This window comes from Flagellimonas marina (genome assembly GCF_042651185.1).
Classification (GTDB): Bacteria; Bacteroidota; Bacteroidia; order Flavobacteriales; family Flavobacteriaceae; genus Flagellimonas; species Flagellimonas marina.
The window spans coordinates 62327-82143 of record NZ_JBHSCL010000010.1 but is presented as its reverse complement, the minus strand read 5'-3'; the positions used below and the strand labels follow the sequence as shown (position 1 = coordinate 82143).

Here is a 19817-nt window from a genome sequence, read left to right as displayed (position 1 = left end):
ATATGCAGTATATTACACACATCGAAACGAAACAGACAAAAGGAACGCATCATGAAAAACTTAGAAGCCAAAGTAGTTAAAGTCCTGGTTAAGAACGGTTTCAACGAAAACGACGCGGTAGCAATGGTTGAAAAGAATCTGAATGATGCGTTGAAAGTTAGACCAGAAGCAAAACCTGCTAAACTCGCAGAGGTGATTGTATGCATCATGTAAAAGTAAGCATCAAGGATATCACGGTGGGTGACACCGTGATCCACGAAGGGAAAATGAAGACTGTCGGGAAAAACGATATCAAGCACGACCCTTTGTTTGGTGTTCTCCTGTTCGGTGATAGTTTCAACTTGGGGAGAACTTTTATTGACCGGGTTATTTTCCCGAAATGGTATCAAGGGAAACGGGTTTAACAAATAGCACTTTTTGCTAAAGACTTCACGGGATAGCTTTGATATAGTTATCCCATCGAAACGAAACAGACTTTAGGAGATTGCCATGTATACTTTTGACGAACTGAAAGCCGCAGCACAGCCTTTACTGGATGCGATGTTCAAAGCCCGTAACGGTGGCGCATTCGAAAACGAATTCTTTGAAACTGTTTTCGTTCTGGAAAAAGGCCGTAAGTATCATCGTATTGTGCAGGATACTCGCAACAAACAGACTGGTGAAATGTTCGATCAGCGTTCAGTTGCTGGTTTCCTGGACAATGACGGCAATATCCTGAAAGCCGCAGGATGGAAAGCACCTGCTAAGGGTATTCGCGGTAATATCTTCAACAACCCAGAGAACGCGATCGACCGTAGCGGTTACGTTCGCTATCTTCGCTAAAATCGGGGCTTCGGCCCCTTTGGAATATTAAAATGAAACTATCAGCGACCGCAAGTTGGTCAATCTTCGGACTGATAGCCGCAGGGGTTTTATTCTTCGCATGGCAATCAAGAGATCCGAACAAAGCGGCGTATGAAGCCGCACAACGAGTAGTAGAACAGGATGCAGAAGCGCAACACGAAGCAATGTTAAAACAACGTCGTGATATGGGCTTTGTGGAGACTGTGAGTTACACAAACGCTTTTGGTGATGTCACCACGCGCTCTGTAAACGTCTTAGGGCGCACGAAAGGGACAATGCTCACCATCAGACGGGAAGGAACCGGAAAGCTCGTAGACGTGTGTTTCAGCGCGATTACGGACGATTCCAAACGCGAACTATTCGCCCCGTATTTTTCTACGCCAGTCTATGCTAAATTTGACGGCGGAGAAACAAAAGAGTTTAGCGCAAGCAGAGGAAGTACCGAAGATTTCCTGTGTATTACTTCCCCGCAACGTTTCCTTTTCAATATGGATCGTGCTAATGTTATGCAAGTCCAGTTAGTATTCCTGGATCATTACTCCAAAGTGCCGGAAGTGCATGAATGGAACCTGTCAACATATAATGAGGTTGTGAAGAAATGAGCAGACGCCCAAAGAACAGCAAAACCGAAATGTTTGCAACGTTTGATGTAAACGGAAAGAACATTGAGGGTAAACCATGCACGAACTCAAAGTTTATGCATATCGCCGGATTGCCTGGTATGAGTGTTAAGACTTCGTATGATTGTCACTACAACGAAGAAACCACCTCTGTTTATTTGGGCGAAGAACTCATGGCTGAACGCGTCATGCAGTGTGTGCATTTCCCTGGTGAACGTCCAGAAGTGAACTGTTTTATTGTTGGTTATCATAAAGGTATTGTAAATGAGCAAGTATAAAATTGGTGATATGTACGCCCCGAAATCTATGTTAATGGCTGTGTGTCAAATGGCATCCGAAGCCGACCCGATTCGTCGTATGTATGACGCGTTGCGTAAGAATCCGATGGACTTCAATTCACCACGCCGGATCAGTATGGTGTATGAAGAAACAGGGATTCTTTATCTTGAAGGTATTCCCGTTCCTATCAAGTTCAACGATATGAAAGGGCTTTTCAATCCGGTATGGATTGCACCAGAACCGGAAACTGAAATCAACCACGTCAATAAAGGTGAGGAAGTACCGCGCGAAAATTCCGCTGTAGTTCTGGATAAGTTTTTCAAGACCGCTCATAGCGTCAAAAAACGAACCGTTAGCGACGTGGTTCACCACCTGTCCGCAGAGGTTGGGGAGATCTCCGAATGTCTCGTTCAGCCTCAACGCGGCGGTGATATCGTCGAAGAAAGCGTTGATGCGATCGTGTGTGCCCTGGATGTGATTTACCTGAAACTGAGTACAACCCACGGGACGACAGAAATCGCGCAAGTGATCAATAAACTGCTTGATAAGAAATTAGATAAGTGGTACTCTACTTGTAGTTAATCAATTACGAGGATCGGATCATGTTGGTTTATCGCGTTGAATTGAAAGCGTCTATATTATCCAAATATGATGGATGGTGTAAGCAATTAGGCCCGTATACGGGTTGTGTCGGTGATGAAGACGATCTCTATGAGTATCTCGATATTCATGGAATCGAGTTCGGTTTAAACTTCGGTATCTCCGAGACTCGTCACCCCGCACCATGCGAAGACCTTCGTTTAATGCGTAACCTCAAAAAACATGGTAAAAATTATCGTAGCTATATTTTCGGCTTCTCTTCATTGCAGAAGTTGTCTAAATGGTTCGATAGCTGGGAGCGGCAAATTTTGGAGAATCAGGGATATATTTGTATGGTGTACGAAACTGATCTCATGTTTGCAGGGAACAAACAATGTGTTTTCAGCAAAGCCGCAACCCCGATCCGTTTTATTCCATTGTCAGAGATTTATTAATGCCAACATATACCTATAAATGCACCAAGTGCGAAAAAGAATTCCCGAAAATGTCCAGCATCGCAAGCCGCGACGAACCGAAAGATTGTGATTGCGGGGGCGAGGCGAAACGAACGGTTGATAAGCCGCAGATGGTGAAAGACGGATTCCCGTACAACAAGTAAACCCCGAAAGGGGTTTTCTTTTTCATAGAACCCTATATAATGTCTGAGAACTAATAAAGAGGTGAATATGAGTTTAGATTTCTTAATGGACGATAACGAGCCGCAGAAAGCACCAGAAGCCCCAGCAAAGGGCGCTAAGGTGGATGAATCATTCTGCTTGAGCGATCGCGATCACATTCGCAAACGTCCGAATATGTACGTGGGTTCAGTGAACAAAGAAGCCCATGAACGTTTTATCATGGGGCAATTCCGCAAAGTGGAATACGTGGAAGGGTTGGTGAAAATCATCAACGAAATCCTGGATAACTCCATCGACGAAGCGATCCGAACTGATTTCAAATATGCGAACAAAATCGAAGTGAAGATTGATCACAATCTGGTCACTATTTCGGACAACGGACGCGGTATTCCACAAGATGACGTGAGAACGCCAGAAGGGAAGATTGTTCCTAAACCTGTTGCAGCATGGACAATGGCTAAATCCGGTTCTAACTTCGATGACGAAAACCGCGTAACAATGGGGATGAACGGTGTAGGTTCTTTCCTGACAAACTGTTACAGCGCGATCTTTATCGGTGAGACATCCAACGGTAAACGCAAAGTCACGATCAACTGTACGGACGGGGCGCAGAACATGGATTACCGCACCAGCCCGACGAAGGAGCAAGGGACAACCGTTAAGTTTACCCCTGACTTCTCTATCTTCGGCGTGGACGGTATCGACGAAGAGACAAAGGAAGTCATCAAAGATCGCCTTATGGCGCTTGCAGTGGCTTTCCCTGCCGTTAAATTCACATATAACGGTGATATCCTCCCGAACAAATTCGCGATGTATGGCGCGATGTACGGCGATAAAACGATTACCCAGACAAACAACAAAATCAGTTTCATCCTGGCGAGCACAGAAGACGGTTTCAAACAGAAATCCTTCGTTAACGGTCTGGATACGAAAAACGGCGGTGTTCATGTTGATACCATGATCGACGGTATCTATTCCGAACTCGAACCGATGATCAAGAAAACACACGCTATCGAGATCCCGAAAGCCCGTGTAAAAGAATGCTTGACTTTGGTTGTGTTTTTGCATAACTTCAATGCACCCGCTTTTGATAGTCAGACGAAAGAAAAACTGACTAACACCGCTGGGGAGTTCAACAACCACGCCGGACTGAACTATAAAAAGATCGCGAAACATATTATGGATACTTCTGAAATAATCACTCCGATCATTGAGTCCGCTCTGATTCGCAAACAGGCCGCAGAAGCCGCAGCCATTACCAAAGCGAAGAAGAAAGCTAAAAAGGCGAAGGTTGCAAAACATGTTCCGGCATCAGGGATCGACACTGACGGGGTAGAAACCACTTTGTTTCTGACCGAGGGCGATTCCGCCGTGGGGCAGTTTATCGAGTGCAGAAACGAAGAGACACAAGGCGCATTTCCGCTACGTGGTAAACCGTTGAACACCTGGGGAATGAGTAACTTAGAAGTGCTCAAAAACAAAGAATTGTCTGAACTCATGGCGATCCTGAATCTCCATCCAGGCGACTCTTCCGAAATGACTTACGACAACATCGGGATCATGGTCGATGCGGACGTTGACGGGGGTGATATTCTCACCCTACTGATTGCGTTCTTTAGCCGCTGGCCTGAGTTGTTCGAGAAGAAAAAGATCCGTTATATCCGCACACCGATTATCATTGCGAAAGTCGGTAAAGATGAAAAATGGTTCTACTCCCTTGAAGATTTCGCACCGTTCCGCGATAAGGCGAAAGAGGTACGATATATCAAAGGGCTGGGTTCTTTACGTAAAGAAGATTACGATCGGGTGTTGGGCGACCAGTTAAAATACGATACAATCGTACTGGGCGACGAATACAAAGACGTTCTGGAACTGTGTTTCGGTGATGAATCCGATCCGCGTAAAGACTGGGTGAACGGAAAACATAAATTTTCGGTGAAATGATGGAAAGAAGTATTAAAGACGTTGTGCAGGTAGAAGGGCTTACGTTTGCCCTTTACACAATTTATTCTCGTGCGATCCCGCACCTGGTAGACGGGTTCAAACCCGTTCACCGTTTCTTCGTGCATTCCGCAGCGAAAGGCGGTACAGGCTTCCAGAAAGTAGCCTCTATCGCTGGCGGTGTTGCAATGTATGGTTATCACCACGGGGAAACATCCGTTGAAGAGGCATTGTCTCTTATGGCGGCGCACTGGTGCAATAACATCCCGCTTTTTGACCGCGATGGGTTCTTTGGTTCCCGTTTGGTTAAAAAGCCAGGCGCACCGCGTTACATTAAATGTAAGCTGTCTCCGCTGTTCAAGGCTATCTACATGGATGAAGATTTAACAATCCCGCATGAAGATCCTGAACACGTACCGCCAGCCTATTACCTGCCAATCATTCCGATGGTACTGGTTAACGGGTTCAGCGGGATCGCGAAAGCATACGCTACCAACATTCCACCACACGATCCGATTTCGGTTCTGAATGGATGTGTTAGTTACCTGAACGGAAAAGATTTCACACTGGATCTGAAATACCCGCATTTCAAAGGTGACATTGAAAACGGTACGATTTACGGCAAGTATGAACTCCAGGGTAAAACCAAACTGGTGATCACAGAGATTCCGGTCAAGTACGATCGCGTGAAATATATCTCTATCCTGGATAAGCTGGAAGAGAAAGGGTATATCGTAAGCTATAAGGATCTATCGAAAGAAGATTTCCGCTACGAGATCACCCTCAAACGCGAGTATGCAAACGGGCTTACCCGTGAAAAGATCTTGAAAGATTTCGGATTGATTGAGAACTCAAACCCGAACATCAACGTTATCTTTAACGGGAAACTGCATTCATACGAGCGTCCTGAAACGTTGCTTAAAGACTTCGTTGACATCCGTATCGGTGTTTATCAACAACGCATTGATAAACGCATCAAAGAGACTAAGGAAGCGTTAGATAAGGCGCTGGCGAAGGTTGACTTCATTGATCAGATGATCGCACAACCTGACGCGTTGAAGGGGCTTAGTCGCAGCGAAGCGGTTAAACTTGTCTCTACGTGGACGGGTTGCGAGAACCACGCCGAAATCCTGGTTGCGATGAATATCTATCATCTAACCACGGATGAACGTCAAAAGCTGGAAGACGAAGCGAACGAACTGCGTAAGCAACTGAAATACTGGGAAGAAACGACCCCGAAAACTGAATATCTCAATGATTTGAAAGAACTTTCGAAGAAATTGAAATAATTTACAAAAAGCCTCTTGCATCGCGGGGGGCTTTTTGTTATAGTGTTCTCACTGATTTGGGGAGGATATAAAATGTTCAAAACTCGTAGCGACATGGAAATAACCATTTGGGCCAAAAGCATCATGGCGAAGTATGGCTTATCTCATTGGTCTTTTAAAATCAACGGACGTTTCAAAAGAACTTTAGGTCAGTGTTCATACACTCGTAAGTTGATTGAGTTACGTCGCGATCATGTTAAGGAAGACACATACGAGAACGTTTTAGATACTCTCATGCACGAAATTTCTCATGCTCTGGTAGGACATGGAGCGGGACACGGGATCGTATGGCAGCGTAAAGCTATCGAGTTGGGCGCACAGCCTACACCATGCAAAAGCCGTATCCGTGAGAAATCAGTAATTCAGGAAAGCGAAAAAGACATATACGCGTTTTTCCTGAAAACTCCGAACGGTGAAGTTTATCAGTGCAATATGACCGAAAAGATGTACAATGAGATCCAGGAAGGTAAACGCAACATTGCAAACATCTACATTTCAAGAAACAAACGAGCAACCAAAGGGCGCTTAGTAGCGCGTAAATTGACACCAGAACAATATGCAGAGGCGATTCAATGAAACCATATGATGCACCAAAAACGGGAAAATATATTACAATAGCTGTGCTGTGTACTATTGCAATATGTTTTGTAACTGCTATCGTGGTCGGTATCATGGATATGAAAGACCGCGAACGTCAGAAGCAACAGGTTTACGAATACCTTGACCGGATGTGTACACCTGTTGAGTATGGGCTTGATCAAAAGCCTATGAAATATTCATGTGATAACATCATCTTCAACACCAAGTGAGATATAAACAATGAAATTGCGTCAGTTAGCACCACAAACCATTCACACTACGGGCTTCGATAAAGGCGAACGCACGAAGTTTAAAATGGCTACCAGTGCGAAAACATACAAAATCATGTCATCAACCATTTACAAATACAAGATCCGCGCAATTATTCGCGAAATCTCCAGTAACGCCATTGATGGTCATATGGTAGCGGGTAACATGAACCCGTTCGATGTTCAGTTACCAACTGTTCTCGATCCGCGTTTCATCGTCCGTGATTACGGCACAGGGTTAAGTGACTGGATGGTTAAAGAGGTGTTTGCAACCTATTTCGAATCCACCAAAACCGACACCGACGAACTGATCGGGGCGCTGGGACTGGGTAGTAAATCCCCGTTCTGCTACACCGAAACATTCACTATCGAATCCATCCAGGACGGCGTTAAACGTGCGTACACGGCTTACATGGATAATGGTGAACCTTTCGTTGACCAAATCTACGAAATCGAAACAGACGAACCTAACGGCGTTCAAATCACCGTTCCGGTTAAAGTCGAAGATATTGAAGAATGGGAAAGAGAAGCGGCGCGTGTTTACGAACCGTTTACGGGTATCCGTCCGCGCTTCATCGGTGTTCAGATTGATGTTAACTGGCAACCAAAAGAAGCAGACGATCGCGGGATCATTCGTTATAAGTCTGCAAACTATTCCGGCGTATATGCGCGTATGGGTAACATTTGTTATCCAATCGATCTGGATATGTTCGAAAACTCGCTGTTCTACTGCTACCGTAACAGCAATTACGCATATATTCTGGATTTCCCTCTGGGATCGCTGGACTTCATGCCGTCGCGTGAAGAGTTGAGCCTTGATAAAGTCACGAAGAAAGTGATTACGGATCGACTGGACAAAATCAACAAACGCTTTGATGAAGAGTTGATGGAACAGTATAAAAAGCAGAAGACAACCCGCGATAAACTCGTATGGTTTAATAATCTGCCTGGTTTGTTGCAGGGGTTCGTAACCCGTGATAATCGTTTCCGTGTGGGTAAAGAATCGTTGGCTGAAATTCTGACGCATCTTAAAAGTAGTGAAACTGCAACCGGAAAATATATCTGTGGTTTCTGGGCTAACCCATATGACGGGAAAGATTGCGTATTTGAACGTGTGGGTTCTGGTCGCCGTCACGAGACATACAAAGCGGAAACTACCAAACGCCAGGACGTTATGCGCATGATTCAACCGTGGCGACAGAAGAAACTGTTCATTGTTGAAAACGATAATGAAGCGCGTTCACTCCGCCCATATCTGATCGGTTACTGCATGTTGAATGGTTCGGAACGTATCAGTTTCGTAACCAAAGAGATTAATAGTGAACCTGTTCAGGACTTGATCAGAACTGGGTATTTCGATGAATCTGAGATCGTTACACTGAAAACCAGTGAAATGACTAAAGAATTCGAAACGTATACCGAAGATCGCAAGCGCTGGAAAGCAACGCGTGAATCATCTTCTGGTGATTCAGAACCGCGTCCAAAAACGCCTACAGCATATCATTACTTCCTGGATGATCAGGGCAACTTACAGAAAAACGATCTGTACCTGACTAAAGCACAGTTTGTGAAACTGGATGAAATGTACGCTATGCGCCTTTATGGGGTTGATGAATATAGCCGACTGGACGGAGAAGCACAGAACTATTCGTTGGGTAGCATCGCCAGCAGTATGATGACCATGTTAACGGTTACAGGTCTGAACGAAGTGATGGTTCTGCGAAACTCTCTGTGGAGTCGCATTCCAGATAGCAACATGAAATGCCTTGATGATTATCTGGTAAAACGTTTTGCGGACGCAGCGAAGAAGATAAAACCTAACTGGTTCCCTGCATGGATTTCATCAAACCACGGAAGCGAGATCCGAACCCTGCGCGATTCTATGGGCGTAACCCTTGATCGCATGGTTAAAAACCGCTATAATCCAGAATTGTATCTGTTGCTCGATTATCTTGATGGTAAGTTTACCTATGATGTTATCGAGGGCAAAAACAAATCAAAAACTGTGGTGCGTAACCTGTTACTTCGTGAAATGTCAACGAAGTATTACAAAATGCGGAAAGATATGAAAGAACGCGTTGATACTGCTTACGATTTATTTGCAGAACGCAACCCATCAATTCATTACATGTTGTTGCATTCATCTTATTCTACATTCCGCAGTATGTTTAATGATGATAAAATTGTGATGGATTTGGTCAACCTTATACGGTGGAAATAATGAGAAACGTTAAGATCCTTGATGATGTACAAAAGAAAGCTGTCTATGAGGGCTTTCTGACCAGCGCGAACAAAACTGCACTGGCTAAACAATTTGGTGTAAGCGTCCGAACCATCGGGCGCGTTATTACCGAGCAACACGCTAAGTATAATACGGAAGCATCGAAACCACTTCCGCAAACAGATGTCAAATCTAAAATGATTGGTTCTGAATCGTTCATTACTCTGGTACTGGACGGCAAGATCATCACAGCGGATTCGTCACACCCTAACTTCGAAAAAGCACATGCTTTAATGGTTAAGGGCGACATTGAGGGAGTTGCTACCCTGCTGGACACAACGCAAGCGTTGAAGATTTACAGCAAAGGCAACATTAAAATCATCGGGCATAAAGTCCTGTACAAAGATATCGTGTTTGACAGCGGTATCACGCAACGTATCGTTCGTGAAATGTACAACGATCGCCCTTACGAGCACCTGGTGAACTTCTTCGAGAAGTTGATGGAAAACCCTTCACGCGATGCTGTGTATCAGCTTTACGGGTTCATGGTGCATAACGATATCGAACTGGCAGATGATGGAGATTTCTACGCGTGGAAACGTGTTCGTGAAGACTTCCGCGATCTGGCTTCCGGTAAGTTCGATAACTCCCCTGGTGTTGTGGTTGAAATGCCACGTAACCAGGTAGACGAGAATAAAAACCGAACCTGTTCATGTGGTTTGCATGTTGCCGCAAAATCGTACCTGCCTCACTATGGCGGAGGACGTGGGCGAGTCATTCAGGTTAAGGTTAATCCTCGCGATGTTGTAGCAATCCCAACAGATTACGACAACGCTAAGATGCGCGTATGTCGTTATCAGGTGATGCGTGATGTAACTGTGGGATTCAGTCACTACTAACCCCAAAACAGCGCCTGGAGCGATTCAGGCGCGGAGGATTCGATTATGAAATTCCTACAGAGCATTCCTGACTACTGGCAGAACTTGAGCGGGTCAGAAACAGCCATTAAAACCGCTAAAGAACTCTGGAACGGAGGCAACGTTACCGCTGGACGTACAGAAGACGGCGAACAGACATATTTCAAAAAACCTTACGGTATTATCGCAACAGCCCTTGCATTTAATCTGGGTTATGTTATGCTGGTAATCGCAACGGTTCAGAAGTGGGTAGAGATACCGATGAAATGGATCGGGACGTTGTTGATTCGCTTAGTTCGCTTAGTGTTCGGCGCAACGATCTTGATTTTGTCATGCCCTATCTTCTTGCTGGTACTGACAATGAATATGAAAACTGGTGTAAACACCAAATTCGGAAATAAACTGGTAAAGAAAAATGAAAAGAATTCTGACAAGGCTTGACATCCACAAATATGCTGTTAAGATAGGTGACATGAAGCGCGGTGACTTCACCAAGTTCGAAGGGGTTGACCTGAAAGAACACGGCTTCTACCTGGTAGTTGATGATAAAACGGGTAAGGTAGTATTCCGATTCTACGTAGCCCCAAATCAACGCCGTAAGACTGGCGCAAACCGTACTCTGTTACGTATCAAACGCCGCGAACACGAACCATCAGCGATGGTGGCCTTGCTGGATAGTGCTTCTCTGTACTTCGTTGCACACGATAAGATTAAAAACCTCTTTGGTTTCTCAAATCTTACTGGTACAATAGCGGAAAGCGCGATTCAGATGCGGTTCGGGGATGGTGAGAACTATACTGAATACAACCGCGCACTAAATGATCTGTTTGACTTTGAATTCCAACCATACTAATTGAGATAATGAATATGAAACTGTTTTCCAAAATCCGTTCTGTAGATGAAATCGTAGCAACTTTTGACAAAACCCTGACCGAACTTGAAGCGCGTATTGCTCACGATAACGAACAGGTCGCACAGGTAGCAGCAGACCGCAAAGCAGCGGAAGAAGAACATCAGCGCAAGCTGGCTGAACTGGCTACCAAAGAAAGTGATCATACCGCAAGCGCAACACGCGCCGGACGTATCGCGGATAAAATCCGCAAACTGCTGGATTAATTCTCTAAAATGGGGCTGAAAAGCCCCAATAAGGAAAATAATATATGTTTGTAATTTCTTCGTACTATGATTCACGTCAACGAGTATCGCTGTCTTCTATTTCCAAAGCACCAAAAGATATAGATGACTTCGGATTGCTTAACTTCGTCAAAAAAGAAATCGACCGCGTTGTTCCAGAAAAATACAGAATTGTTAAAGGATCTGATAGCTTAACTATCGTGAAACTTTATGGTGAAGTCAGTATTCAACATCATGTGCCATTATATCCTCGATGAACAATCTGGTAGCGAAACATGCCTGGATTAACCGCGCTTCTACTCACCGCGATCGCAAGCGAGCACTTAAAGAAGCAAAACGTAAACAGAAACATAAAGGTAAGTGTGATGAAAACCGCTTTGATTATTCTTGAGGAAATCCCAGAAAACACGGGGTTGTATCTCGTTGAAGCCGACGAAGATATCATTGAAATCCTCAAAACCGCTCACGGGCATTATGTGAACGGATGCAACAACACCCCAGAACAGGAACATGCTGTCAATATCGTTAACCTCATGTTAGGGCCGCGTACAGATGACAACCTGGCATGGGCGAGTGAATCCAACATTCCTCATGAGTATGTCGGGATGTATTATCAGTGCAACGTTGATGCAGATGTGCCACTGATACCGGAAAAACAGATCGATTTAGTAGTTCGAACAGGTTTCTTCTTATGAGTTCACAAATTCTGTTCAGCAACGAAGATCCATTAGGCACAGATTCATCGGTGCAACGCTTATTCTGGCACATGGATTATGCAAAAAATCGTTGTCGTAACCCAAACAATACATGGGGAAGCAACGAAGACATTGATAAAGCAAAAATTTATCCTCGCGGAAAAGCATACTGGAAAATTTTTGATATCCATCTTCATAAAGTTATGAAAGATTCGAACGCATGATAAAAAGCCCTTGACTTCGGTTGAGGGCTTTTGTTATATTAGCCTTGTCGAAACGAAACCACTGAGGAGATTCACCATGACTAACCTGACTAAAGTTACCGCGACATACTTCATTTCTTCTGGCGCTAAAAATGCTATGTACACCCTGCGTGTAGAGCGTCGTGGAGGTGAATTTACTTCTGATAACTATATCTGCAACCTGTCTACTGACCCAGATAAAGCGGAAGCGAAAGCGCGTGAATACTTCGATCGCATGGTGGATCGTCTTAACCAGACCGATACTTTCCAGATGGTGTTCCAGGGCTTCGCAGATTTCGATCTGTTCGAACGTCGCAGTAAACTGTCTGTACAGGACACCGAAAATCTGGAACTGTTGGAGAAGGGCATCATGCCAATCGGCAAGCGTAAAGGTGAAGTGATTGCTGATATGCCGATGTATACTATTCTGTGGTGGGCTGATCAGTGCAAAGAAAACGGCAACGATAGCCCAGTATTTCAGGCTATTTGCTCTTACTGCATGGGCGTAGCGCTGGAGAAGGATTATATCGCTAAACGTGAAGAAATCCGTGCAGAATGGGAAGCAGAGCGCCAGGCGAAGATCGCCGCAGCGCAGCACATCGGGGAAATCGGCAAGCGTATGGAAATGAGCGGGGTTGTTGAGAAAGTGATTTCTCTCGGATATACCCAAGTTTCTTATTACACCGAAGTGGAACGTTTCATGACCAAAATCAACGTAGATGGTAACGTGGTTATCTACTACGGAAACAAAATTGTTGAAGAGGGTGATGTGATTCGCTTCAAAGCGACACCTAAACTTCACAACGAATACAAAGAAGTTAAACAAACAATCGTTCAGCGAGTAAAGGTATTATAATGACATACGAAGAAATGCTTAATGAAGTGTGCGCGGGTAAAACCGCGTACCGCCCGATTAACCCAGATATGATCGTGTTCCGCGAAGGGGATACGATCATTCGCCGTTCTCACCGTAAGGTTGAGATTAACCAGGTATTCATTGCCAGTGTTGAAGAACAGAAAGCGACCGACTGGGATATAGTTGCAGAAGATGATAACCACGACGAACTTGACCTGATCTTAGTCATAGATAATCACCCACTGGGTGTTCGTCCATACATCTATCACAATCAATACAGAGGCGAAGTGATTCTATCATGACACACGACGAAGCCATGAAAGCCGCTACACGCGGTTTTAAAGTCGCCCCTGTGGGTAAGGCTGGGTTCTTTGTATATCACAGCGTAGAGGCTGGTTTCCGGCGCATTACGATAGGTAATGTTGGATACTGGAACGATGAATATGTTCCGACACCTTACGAACTCATGCGCGTATGGGACATATACGATAAAAGCCCGATGACGAAAGTAAAAGATTTCATCAATCGGGCTTTGAGTAGTTTGAAACTGAAATTATCATCGAATCCTGCCTAAAATTCTTGCGGCCTGATTGCACACGGTCATCAACTTCGTATCGGTGACTTCGGGCTTCTGTATATACCATTCCATTAGAATCGATCCAGAATAGTAGTTTTCGAGATTGAAATAAGGACAACTAAAGGTATATGCTACCGGAACAAGGTCTTTTGTTGGAAGATACGGGCTTGCAATATCTGAGATATAGTACAGCCCGTTTATATGTCTATTATACTCTTCCGATGTCTTGTCTATAGGATAGCCACCCAGATTTTTCGGGTTAATCTGTTGCGGTAACTTCCCTTCATACGCAATTATATCAACAAAATAATTGACATTCTTAGGTCTGAAACCAAAGATTGCCGAAAAATCCGCACCCGTAGTTAAATGCACTATGTTTAACTGTTCGATGGATGCGGATTCAAACTTTTTTGCCTTTTCAATCTCCATCGTCGGCACGTCTATAACGCTTGAAGATGTTTTCCAGACTGAAAATAAGTCATCCCACTTGTACCATGTTACGAACATAATGAAAATAGTGACGATAAGAACCAATTTAATGAATAACTGTTTCCATGTTTTGACCGCCATGATGAACGATATTACCCGTTCAAGCACCGCCAATTTATCTTGTAATAGCGCCATGTTTAATCCTCAAGTTCGGGGATGCCGACCCCCGAACATATTTAGGAATTTACTTACACTCGTGAACCGTAAATTGTGCCAACTGCTAACCATGCGGGGGCATTACCATTTACAGCAGCACCAGCAGCACCACCCGGCAACGGATCTAAACGGTCTGGAGCGTTAACACCATTTTCCCCCGCACCGCCTAAGTTACCACCACCACCAGATGTAGCACCACCACCAGTAGCGCGAGCACCTGGAGCATCACGCGATGCAGCGTTACCATTTGATGTATAGTAACCACCCGTACCACCAGGGCCGAACGGACGACCACCAGAACCAGGAACAGCAATACGGCGCTGTGTTGAAGTAGGCATGTTGATAGCACCGCCACCACCACCACCACCAGCGATATATCCTCCATTGTTGATCCTGAGTTTACCCCCGATCTCGTTGGTAACACCAGTACCGCCAGCCTGACCAGAGGAATACGCACCCCCTGTGTTATCACCACCACCCGCACCACCGCGACCCATAATACCGCAACCGCCATTGATAACCAGTTCGATATAATCGACGCTTGCCAGTTCGGAAGGGAAATAAAGACAAGGAGAACCAGCACTGTTAGAAATAACCGTACCCGCGATTACTACTTTAAACGCGTTACCAGAGACACCCATTGATTTAATCTGGTTGACTAACGTACTCCATGCATAGGCATCGGTTGATCCTATAGTGATTGTCTGTTCACGCGATACGCCAGCAAATCGTGACATATACCCCGCAGCAGATAATCGAAGTTGACCCGCCGCAGCAGACATCCAGCGCTGACCTGTTTCACTTACCGCAGAAGACCCGATCCATCCGGGTATACCGACAACAGCCATAAAATATTCCTCTTAAAGAGGGGCATTAAGCCCCTAATTTGTTTTCAATTGCTTCCAGACGTTCGCGAATCTCATTGATTGCGTTCACCAGAAGCGCGTTAATTGCAGACGGGGAGATCGTCAACATACCGGAATCGTGGTCTTCGCGTACTGCTTCCGGCAATACCTTCTCAACGTCCTGAGCGATCAGACCGGATTCGCGATGGTATACGATATCATCAGCATCTTTTGATTGCTTATCGTAGATATAACCTTTAAGCTGTTCAATCTTGCTTAACGAATCTTTCAATTCAACTAAATTAGATTTCAGTCGAATATCAGAACGAATATACACATCGTTGGCGTTTACGTTACCTTCAACATACAGGCCACGGTTCATATACAGATCCGAAGTACGCAACTGTAAGGTCGTATTCAGTCGGTAGTTGTGTACCGTTACGTTATCATCAGCACCACCAAACCCGAAGTATGCGCCGTTGTTACCTGCCAAAGTAATCAGCAAATAACACGATTGGTTAGTCGCTGTGTTATTCAGAAGTAATGCTGGCCCGTTAACACCCTGAACCTGTAACTGTTTATAGTTAGCAGTTGCACCAGTAGTCCATCGCATAATACGCTGGCTATTTGCATAGGCGTTGAGAATACCGTCACCTTCCTGTTTGAAACCTGTATCGTTATCACCCAGAGAAATACCAGTCGTACCCAATCCGTTTGGCGTACCACAACCAATACCGTTTGTTTCGACCGTGCCGTTGAAGTTTACTGCGTTACCAAAGCTAACAGAACCGTTAATGTTCGCGCCATTTGCGATAGAAACAACACCATTACCGTTACTGATTGTAATAGGGCGTAATGAACCCCATGAACCATATGGATCGCCTGAATCTGTCAGAAGGAAATACGTGTTACCACCATCATTACGGATAATGAAACCATAGTTGCCAGCAACCGCTCGGAATTGCCCACCGTCGCCTTTTACTGCTGTGCTTTGGAATTCCTGACGAGTACGACAATAACCAGCAGTTGAAATCTGTAATTCTTCCTGTCCGTCTGTAGAACCTGTTGCCAGTCGATATACGCCACCCTGAACAGTTTCATGCCAGATTGTGTCCGCGTTACCGCCTCGGAACTGGCGCAAATAGTTTTTCCCGCCCTGTCCGACAGTAGGTAAGAAATATTGCGCTGGCGTGCCCTGTGGAACGTCGTTATAATACGATGGTACGTTTACGTTAAGACCTAATTTGGTGTTAATATACGTTACGCCAGTACCACGGAAATAATGGTTATATCTTCCGTTACCATCTTTATGGCCTAAGTAGGTAACACCGTCACCAACAGCATTTCCATCCCCGTTTGTAGTTACTCGAAGTATTGCTGTGTTTATCCCTTGCGTATCATAATCAGTTTCGACGGAAGCACGGCTATTAAACACACCCAGACCGTTAAACGTAGCCTGTCCAGGAACATTTAGATGGTTAGCGAGAACTAAAGTTCCATCAGATGCAAATCTGGTTGCGTATGCACCACCACCAGTACGAACATATAAGTTCTTTCCTGTATCGGCATAGATCAAACCGAGTTCATTACCGCCAGCATCCTGGAAGAACAGATTTCGGTTAGAATCTCCTTTGATTGCCATTTGTGTACCAAACAAAGTACCATTGACCCTGGTTGTCATGCCAATGTTCAGCCCACTTCCGATAAAAGATATTTCACCGTTGCCGTTTAGGTAAATCTCTGCTGTTCGCGCACCGCTTGCGCCCGTGGTAGTGTTTGGGGCTGCAAATGCCTGTAACGTTAATGATCCGTTACCTTGCGTTGTCTGATCTGCCAATACGTTAGCCAGTTGAGCACCAGAAACCGGATCTGCTGTTGTTGCGGTACGTGCAGTAATCGTCATCACGCGAAGCGTGTTTGATGGATAACCGTTTGATACAGGGTTGTTATCTGGACGAACAAACAGCACATACGGATCGCCAGCAACCGCGCGTTGCATCAACAGACGATAAGGAACAGTTAATTGACTGTTTGCGCCCGTAATGTTCAACGATCCGGTCATATCGTCGCCAGCTTTCTTCACCTGTGCATCGTTCGTTACGTTGCCTAATCCGATTTCTGCCTTTGTTGGCTTATCGTTTTCGGTGTAGATTTTAAAGCCTTTATATGTGATTGTGTTTCCAGAAGGGAGCAAAGGCAAGTTCGCCTGACTCCAGATAGTATTACCGCCAACGGTAGTACCCGCTTTTAAATCTGCCATTATTAGATCCTCAAATGCTTTTATGATATTTATAAAAAGAAAAAGCCCCGAAGGGCTTTTAATTAGCGGGATTTAAGTTCCCTGACTTCCTCACGGAGTTCTTTTACCGCGTTAACCAGCAAGGCGATAACAGCAGAAGAAGAAACAGTTAAGATCTCGTTCTGTTCACCATCAACACCTTTCTTAACGGCTTCCGGTAATACTTCTTGCAGTTGTTGTGCGACTAAACCAGCCTCACGGGTAGTTTCTTCACCCCCAATATGATTTGCTTTGTCGTACACCATACCATCAAGTAAATCAACTTTATCCAATGCATTTTCAATCTTACTGAAATTGCTTTTCAGTCTTTCATCAGAACGAATATATACATCGTTAAAGCTACCATTACCGTTCATTATCATTTGAATGCCGGATGAAGGGTTGCGTTCAAAATAAACCAGATATGATGTAGTATCCGCAATTTCAACACGGTTTCCGCGAGAAGCATCGCCAGAATGGAACATATACATATCGCGAGGGTTAGCACCACTTCGTGAAAAATATACCCTTGCAACATCAGAACCGTTTAATACTAATTGACCATTGCTCAAACTGCTGTTAGCTGTGGTAAATGAACCGTTGACGCTGAGATTTCCGCCTATTCCAACAGCATGACCTAACGTTACAGAACCCGTATCATTGTTGATATACAAAGGACGAAGACTGTTGTATGTGCCATACGGATCATTATCATTAGTCACCAAAAAATATGTGCTGTTTGAGTCATTTCGGATAAAGAATCCTTTATTGTTATACGCAATTCGCAAGCCGTTAGCTGATTGCGAAACAACCTCTCCTCGATATCGAACCCAACCAGAACCAGCAGTAGAAAGAATCATTTCATCTTGTGAATCAGAACTTCCCGATGCAATACGCCATGTATTACTTTGCGCGGTTTCATGAAAAATCACATCACCAGAACCACCACGGAAACGACGAAGATAATTCTTCGATCCGGTTGCTATTGTACTCAATGCAGAAGTACAGTAAACACCAGAATTAAGGCTGTCCTGAACAATCATACCCCCGCCGGGAAGCGTAAAGTTACCGTCTTCACCAAATACAAAATCACCGGAGTTTGACGTGTTTCCACTCACACGGTTAGGTGTACCGCAGTTAATACGAACACCCTGGCGACGTGTAGGGTTGTCTACACCATCTTTATAGATGTACGCATCGACCGCTGTAGTACCATCGTTTTTCTGGTATTCGAAACGGAAGTGACGGCTTACAGTTCCGCGCATACTGATATCAGCAGACATCCATAACTGACCCGTCATCGAATCACCAGATTTGTTTACCGCCCCTACTTCTGCTGGTGTTGGTGGGGTAGACGTATCATAGACACGTCGCCAGCCATTAGCATCGCCCTGGTTCCATGACCAAGCACCAGGAGAACCAGATCCCAAACGAATCCATAAATCGTTCCCATAATATTCTTGAACCAGAGAAACGCCTGTGTTCAATGTACGACGATAGTTGACGACTTGACCGTAGTATGTTGTATTACCATATGGGCCGTCTGTTACGTTACCACCTACTGACAGAACATCGTTCTTTTCGGTAACAACAGCAGCCCCGAAACTAGTTCCATACATACCGCGAGGAATACCCGTGATATAACGTTCATCATGGTTTGACCAGTTCGTCGGAGTAACCGTGTTTGCAGTCATCGCACCGGAAACAACCAGTGATGCAGCATTCGTCACGCCGAGGTTAGAAGTCCCGATCACACGGAAAGAACCCTGTTCAACTGTTATCTGCTGGGTTTGTGAGTCCAGACTCAACAGCGTGTTTTGAGTACCGTTTTTAAACGCTTGAATGTATATTTTATTACCGCCGTCTGTGCGAGCGTTTACGTTGATTGCACCTGCTAATTGACCGCCAGAGATACCGTTATATGCGTTGATAGACATAATACCAGATTCCGCAGTAGGAACACCCGTAATATCAGTTCGACGAAATCTGAGCACAGGAGCAACGGCGGTTCGGTCTACAGTAACATCGCTATTTGTCTGAATAGCGTTAGCCGTTAACATTACACCTACGGTTACGTTTTGACTAAACGTAGTATTCTTTGCAACAGTCCCGCCGTTAATCGTCGAGAGTGCGTTTATATCTTCTGCTGTTGGTCGATCATTTTCTGTGTATACTCTCCAGCCTTTATACGTTAATTGTCCACCAGAGGGCAATAGAGGAAGGTTAGAAGCACTCCAGATACCCGCACCACCCAGCGTTGTACCTAATTTCAAATCAGCCATAAAAATTTCTCCTGTAATGACTGTATTTATGAAAAAGGGGCTTTCGCCC

Annotated in this window: 25 protein-coding genes; 21 read left to right on the top strand and 4 right to left on the bottom strand. The window is 44.8% G+C overall.

Going from position 1 to position 19817, the window contains the following annotated elements:
* The first annotated feature begins 51 nt into the window (after positions 1–51).
* The 21 genes from ACFOWS_RS17075 to ACFOWS_RS16980 all read left to right on the top strand — a co-directional run bounded on the left by ACFOWS_RS17075 (position 52) and on the right by ACFOWS_RS16980 (position 13715).
* On the top strand, positions 52–213 hold the full coding sequence (locus tag ACFOWS_RS17075) for a hypothetical protein (RefSeq protein ID WP_379767249.1): 162 nt from the start codon (positions 52–54) through the stop codon (positions 211–213).
* Positions 201–404: a hypothetical protein gene (locus ACFOWS_RS17070; protein WP_016053821.1), complete on the top strand. Its 204-nt coding sequence runs from the start codon at positions 201–203 to the stop codon at positions 402–404. Before ACFOWS_RS17075 ends, ACFOWS_RS17070 begins: the two co-directional genes overlap by 13 nt.
* A gap of 85 nt (positions 405–489) precedes the next feature.
* Positions 490–822, top strand: coding sequence for a DUF7717 family protein (locus ACFOWS_RS17065; RefSeq protein WP_016053820.1), 333 nt, complete (start codon positions 490–492; stop codon positions 820–822).
* 32 nt (positions 823–854) lie between these two features.
* A complete protein-coding gene (locus ACFOWS_RS17060) occupies positions 855–1445 on the top strand; it encodes a hypothetical protein (RefSeq protein WP_016053819.1) in 591 nt (196 codons plus the stop codon).
* Positions 1442–1741 (top strand): hypothetical protein, encoded by a 300-nt coding sequence (locus ACFOWS_RS17055; RefSeq protein ID WP_016053818.1) that lies wholly within the window; start codon positions 1442–1444, stop codon positions 1739–1741. The genes ACFOWS_RS17060 and ACFOWS_RS17055 overlap by 4 nt, the downstream gene beginning before the upstream one ends.
* Positions 1728–2324 (top strand): hypothetical protein, encoded by a 597-nt coding sequence (locus ACFOWS_RS17050; protein ID WP_379767245.1) that lies wholly within the window; start codon positions 1728–1730, stop codon positions 2322–2324. The genes ACFOWS_RS17055 and ACFOWS_RS17050 overlap by 14 nt, the downstream gene beginning before the upstream one ends.
* A 20-nt stretch (positions 2325–2344) precedes the next feature.
* On the top strand, positions 2345–2776 hold the full coding sequence (locus ACFOWS_RS17045; RefSeq protein ID WP_349043964.1) for a hypothetical protein: 432 nt from the start codon (positions 2345–2347) through the stop codon (positions 2774–2776).
* A complete protein-coding gene (locus ACFOWS_RS17040; RefSeq protein WP_379767242.1) occupies positions 2716–2940 on the top strand; it encodes a zinc ribbon domain-containing protein in 225 nt (74 codons plus the stop codon). The genes ACFOWS_RS17045 and ACFOWS_RS17040 overlap by 61 nt, the downstream gene beginning before the upstream one ends.
* Positions 2941–3007: 67 nt before the next feature.
* Positions 3008–4903 (top strand): ATP-binding protein, encoded by a 1896-nt coding sequence (locus ACFOWS_RS17035; RefSeq protein WP_379767239.1) that lies wholly within the window; start codon positions 3008–3010, stop codon positions 4901–4903.
* Positions 4900–6189, top strand: a complete 1290-nt coding sequence (locus ACFOWS_RS17030; RefSeq protein WP_379767236.1) for a DNA gyrase subunit A — start codon at positions 4900–4902, stop codon at positions 6187–6189. The genes ACFOWS_RS17035 and ACFOWS_RS17030 overlap by 4 nt, the downstream gene beginning before the upstream one ends.
* Positions 6190–6282: 93 nt before the next feature.
* Positions 6283–6804 carry a SprT-like domain-containing protein gene (locus ACFOWS_RS17025; protein WP_379767234.1) on the top strand — a complete coding sequence of 174 codons (522 nt, stop codon included), beginning with the start codon at positions 6283–6285 and terminating at the stop codon, positions 6802–6804.
* 243 nt (positions 6805–7047) lie between these two features.
* On the top strand, positions 7048–9297 hold the full coding sequence (locus tag ACFOWS_RS17020) for a hypothetical protein (protein WP_379767231.1): 2250 nt from the start codon (positions 7048–7050) through the stop codon (positions 9295–9297).
* The gene (locus tag ACFOWS_RS17015) at positions 9297–10196 is read left to right on the top strand and encodes a hypothetical protein (protein WP_379767228.1); all 900 of its coding nucleotides are present in this window, start codon (positions 9297–9299) and stop codon (positions 10194–10196) included. The genes ACFOWS_RS17020 and ACFOWS_RS17015 overlap by 1 nt, the downstream gene beginning before the upstream one ends.
* 45 nt (positions 10197–10241) lie before the next feature.
* On the top strand, positions 10242–10655 hold the full coding sequence (locus ACFOWS_RS17010) for a hypothetical protein (protein WP_379767226.1): 414 nt from the start codon (positions 10242–10244) through the stop codon (positions 10653–10655).
* Positions 10630–11067, top strand: a complete 438-nt coding sequence (locus ACFOWS_RS17005; RefSeq protein ID WP_349043956.1) for a hypothetical protein — start codon at positions 10630–10632, stop codon at positions 11065–11067. Before ACFOWS_RS17010 ends, ACFOWS_RS17005 begins: the two co-directional genes overlap by 26 nt.
* Positions 11068–11075: 8 nt before the next feature.
* On the top strand, positions 11076–11330 hold the full coding sequence (locus tag ACFOWS_RS17000) for a hypothetical protein (protein ID WP_379767223.1): 255 nt from the start codon (positions 11076–11078) through the stop codon (positions 11328–11330).
* Between the two features lie 271 nt (positions 11331–11601).
* Complete coding sequence (locus ACFOWS_RS19020) at positions 11602–11739, top strand: DUF7230 family protein (protein ID WP_016054067.1); 138 nt, start codon at positions 11602–11604, stop codon at positions 11737–11739.
* Positions 11714–12043, top strand: coding sequence for a hypothetical protein (locus tag ACFOWS_RS16995; protein ID WP_016054066.1), 330 nt, complete (start codon positions 11714–11716; stop codon positions 12041–12043). Before ACFOWS_RS19020 ends, ACFOWS_RS16995 begins: the two co-directional genes overlap by 26 nt.
* A gap of 300 nt (positions 12044–12343) precedes the next feature.
* Positions 12344–13141: a hypothetical protein gene (locus tag ACFOWS_RS16990; protein ID WP_379767217.1), complete on the top strand. Its 798-nt coding sequence runs from the start codon at positions 12344–12346 to the stop codon at positions 13139–13141.
* A complete protein-coding gene (locus tag ACFOWS_RS16985; RefSeq protein ID WP_349043917.1) occupies positions 13141–13443 on the top strand; it encodes a hypothetical protein in 303 nt (100 codons plus the stop codon). Before ACFOWS_RS16990 ends, ACFOWS_RS16985 begins: the two co-directional genes overlap by 1 nt.
* A complete protein-coding gene (locus ACFOWS_RS16980; RefSeq protein WP_016054062.1) occupies positions 13440–13715 on the top strand; it encodes a hypothetical protein in 276 nt (91 codons plus the stop codon). Before ACFOWS_RS16985 ends, ACFOWS_RS16980 begins: the two co-directional genes overlap by 4 nt.
* On the opposite strand, the gene ACFOWS_RS16975 is transcribed toward ACFOWS_RS16980, so the two are convergent.
* From ACFOWS_RS16975 to ACFOWS_RS16960, 4 genes are all read right to left on the bottom strand, one after another.
* Positions 13698–14342, bottom strand: a complete 645-nt coding sequence (locus tag ACFOWS_RS16975) for a hypothetical protein (protein ID WP_379767213.1) — start codon at positions 14340–14342, stop codon at positions 13698–13700. The genes ACFOWS_RS16980 and ACFOWS_RS16975 overlap by 18 nt on opposite strands.
* A 53-nt stretch (positions 14343–14395) precedes the next feature.
* Positions 14396–15211: a hypothetical protein gene (locus tag ACFOWS_RS16970; RefSeq protein WP_379767210.1), complete on the bottom strand. Its 816-nt coding sequence runs from the start codon at positions 15209–15211 to the stop codon at positions 14396–14398.
* Between the two features lie 25 nt (positions 15212–15236).
* Positions 15237–17468, bottom strand: coding sequence for a phage tail fiber protein (locus ACFOWS_RS16965; RefSeq protein ID WP_379767207.1), 2232 nt, complete (start codon positions 17466–17468; stop codon positions 15237–15239).
* Between the two features lie 62 nt (positions 17469–17530).
* Positions 17531–19768, bottom strand: coding sequence for a phage tail fiber protein (locus tag ACFOWS_RS16960; RefSeq protein ID WP_379767204.1), 2238 nt, complete (start codon positions 19766–19768; stop codon positions 17531–17533).
* Positions 19769–19817 lie beyond the last annotated feature (49 nt).

Bases quoted from the DNA above. Each gene is read 5' to 3' on its own strand.
- ACFOWS_RS17055 (WP_016053818.1), top strand. From the start codon at position 1,442: ATGAGCAGACGCCCAAAGAACAGCAAAACCGAAATGTTTGCAACGTTT.
- ACFOWS_RS17060 (WP_016053819.1), top strand. From the start codon at position 855: ATGAAACTATCAGCGACCGCAAGTTGGTCAATCTTCGGACTGATAGCC.
- ACFOWS_RS16980 (WP_016054062.1), top strand. From the start codon at position 13,440: ATGACACACGACGAAGCCATGAAAGCCGCTACACGCGGTTTTAAAGTC.
- ACFOWS_RS17065 (WP_016053820.1), top strand. From the start codon at position 490: ATGTATACTTTTGACGAACTGAAAGCCGCAGCACAGCCTTTACTGGAT.
- ACFOWS_RS17020 (WP_379767231.1), top strand. From the start codon at position 7,048: ATGAAATTGCGTCAGTTAGCACCACAAACCATTCACACTACGGGCTTC.
- ACFOWS_RS19020 (WP_016054067.1), top strand. From the start codon at position 11,602: ATGAACAATCTGGTAGCGAAACATGCCTGGATTAACCGCGCTTCTACT.
- ACFOWS_RS16985 (WP_349043917.1), top strand. From the start codon at position 13,141: ATGACATACGAAGAAATGCTTAATGAAGTGTGCGCGGGTAAAACCGCG.
- ACFOWS_RS17010 (WP_379767226.1), top strand. From the start codon at position 10,242: ATGAAATTCCTACAGAGCATTCCTGACTACTGGCAGAACTTGAGCGGG.
- ACFOWS_RS17030 (WP_379767236.1), top strand. From the start codon at position 4,900: ATGATGGAAAGAAGTATTAAAGACGTTGTGCAGGTAGAAGGGCTTACG.
- ACFOWS_RS16975 (WP_379767213.1), bottom strand. From the start codon at position 14,342: ATGGCGCTATTACAAGATAAATTGGCGGTGCTTGAACGGGTAATATCG.
- ACFOWS_RS17040 (WP_379767242.1), top strand. From the start codon at position 2,716: ATGTGTTTTCAGCAAAGCCGCAACCCCGATCCGTTTTATTCCATTGTC.
- ACFOWS_RS17075 (WP_379767249.1), top strand. From the start codon at position 52: ATGAAAAACTTAGAAGCCAAAGTAGTTAAAGTCCTGGTTAAGAACGGT.
- ACFOWS_RS17050 (WP_379767245.1), top strand. From the start codon at position 1,728: ATGAGCAAGTATAAAATTGGTGATATGTACGCCCCGAAATCTATGTTA.
- ACFOWS_RS17045 (WP_349043964.1), top strand. From the start codon at position 2,345: ATGTTGGTTTATCGCGTTGAATTGAAAGCGTCTATATTATCCAAATAT.
- ACFOWS_RS17070 (WP_016053821.1), top strand. From the start codon at position 201: ATGCATCATGTAAAAGTAAGCATCAAGGATATCACGGTGGGTGACACC.
- ACFOWS_RS17035 (WP_379767239.1), top strand. From the start codon at position 3,008: ATGAGTTTAGATTTCTTAATGGACGATAACGAGCCGCAGAAAGCACCA.
- ACFOWS_RS16965 (WP_379767207.1), bottom strand. From the start codon at position 17,468: ATGGCAGATTTAAAAGCGGGTACTACCGTTGGCGGTAATACTATCTGG.
- ACFOWS_RS16995 (WP_016054066.1), top strand. From the start codon at position 11,714: ATGAAAACCGCTTTGATTATTCTTGAGGAAATCCCAGAAAACACGGGG.
- ACFOWS_RS16970 (WP_379767210.1), bottom strand. From the start codon at position 15,211: ATGGCTGTTGTCGGTATACCCGGATGGATCGGGTCTTCTGCGGTAAGT.
- ACFOWS_RS16990 (WP_379767217.1), top strand. From the start codon at position 12,344: ATGACTAACCTGACTAAAGTTACCGCGACATACTTCATTTCTTCTGGC.
- ACFOWS_RS16960 (WP_379767204.1), bottom strand. From the start codon at position 19,768: ATGGCTGATTTGAAATTAGGTACAACGCTGGGTGGTGCGGGTATCTGG.
- ACFOWS_RS17005 (WP_349043956.1), top strand. From the start codon at position 10,630: ATGAAAAGAATTCTGACAAGGCTTGACATCCACAAATATGCTGTTAAG.
- ACFOWS_RS17000 (WP_379767223.1), top strand. From the start codon at position 11,076: ATGAATATGAAACTGTTTTCCAAAATCCGTTCTGTAGATGAAATCGTA.
- ACFOWS_RS17015 (WP_379767228.1), top strand. From the start codon at position 9,297: ATGAGAAACGTTAAGATCCTTGATGATGTACAAAAGAAAGCTGTCTAT.
- ACFOWS_RS17025 (WP_379767234.1), top strand. From the start codon at position 6,283: ATGGAAATAACCATTTGGGCCAAAAGCATCATGGCGAAGTATGGCTTA.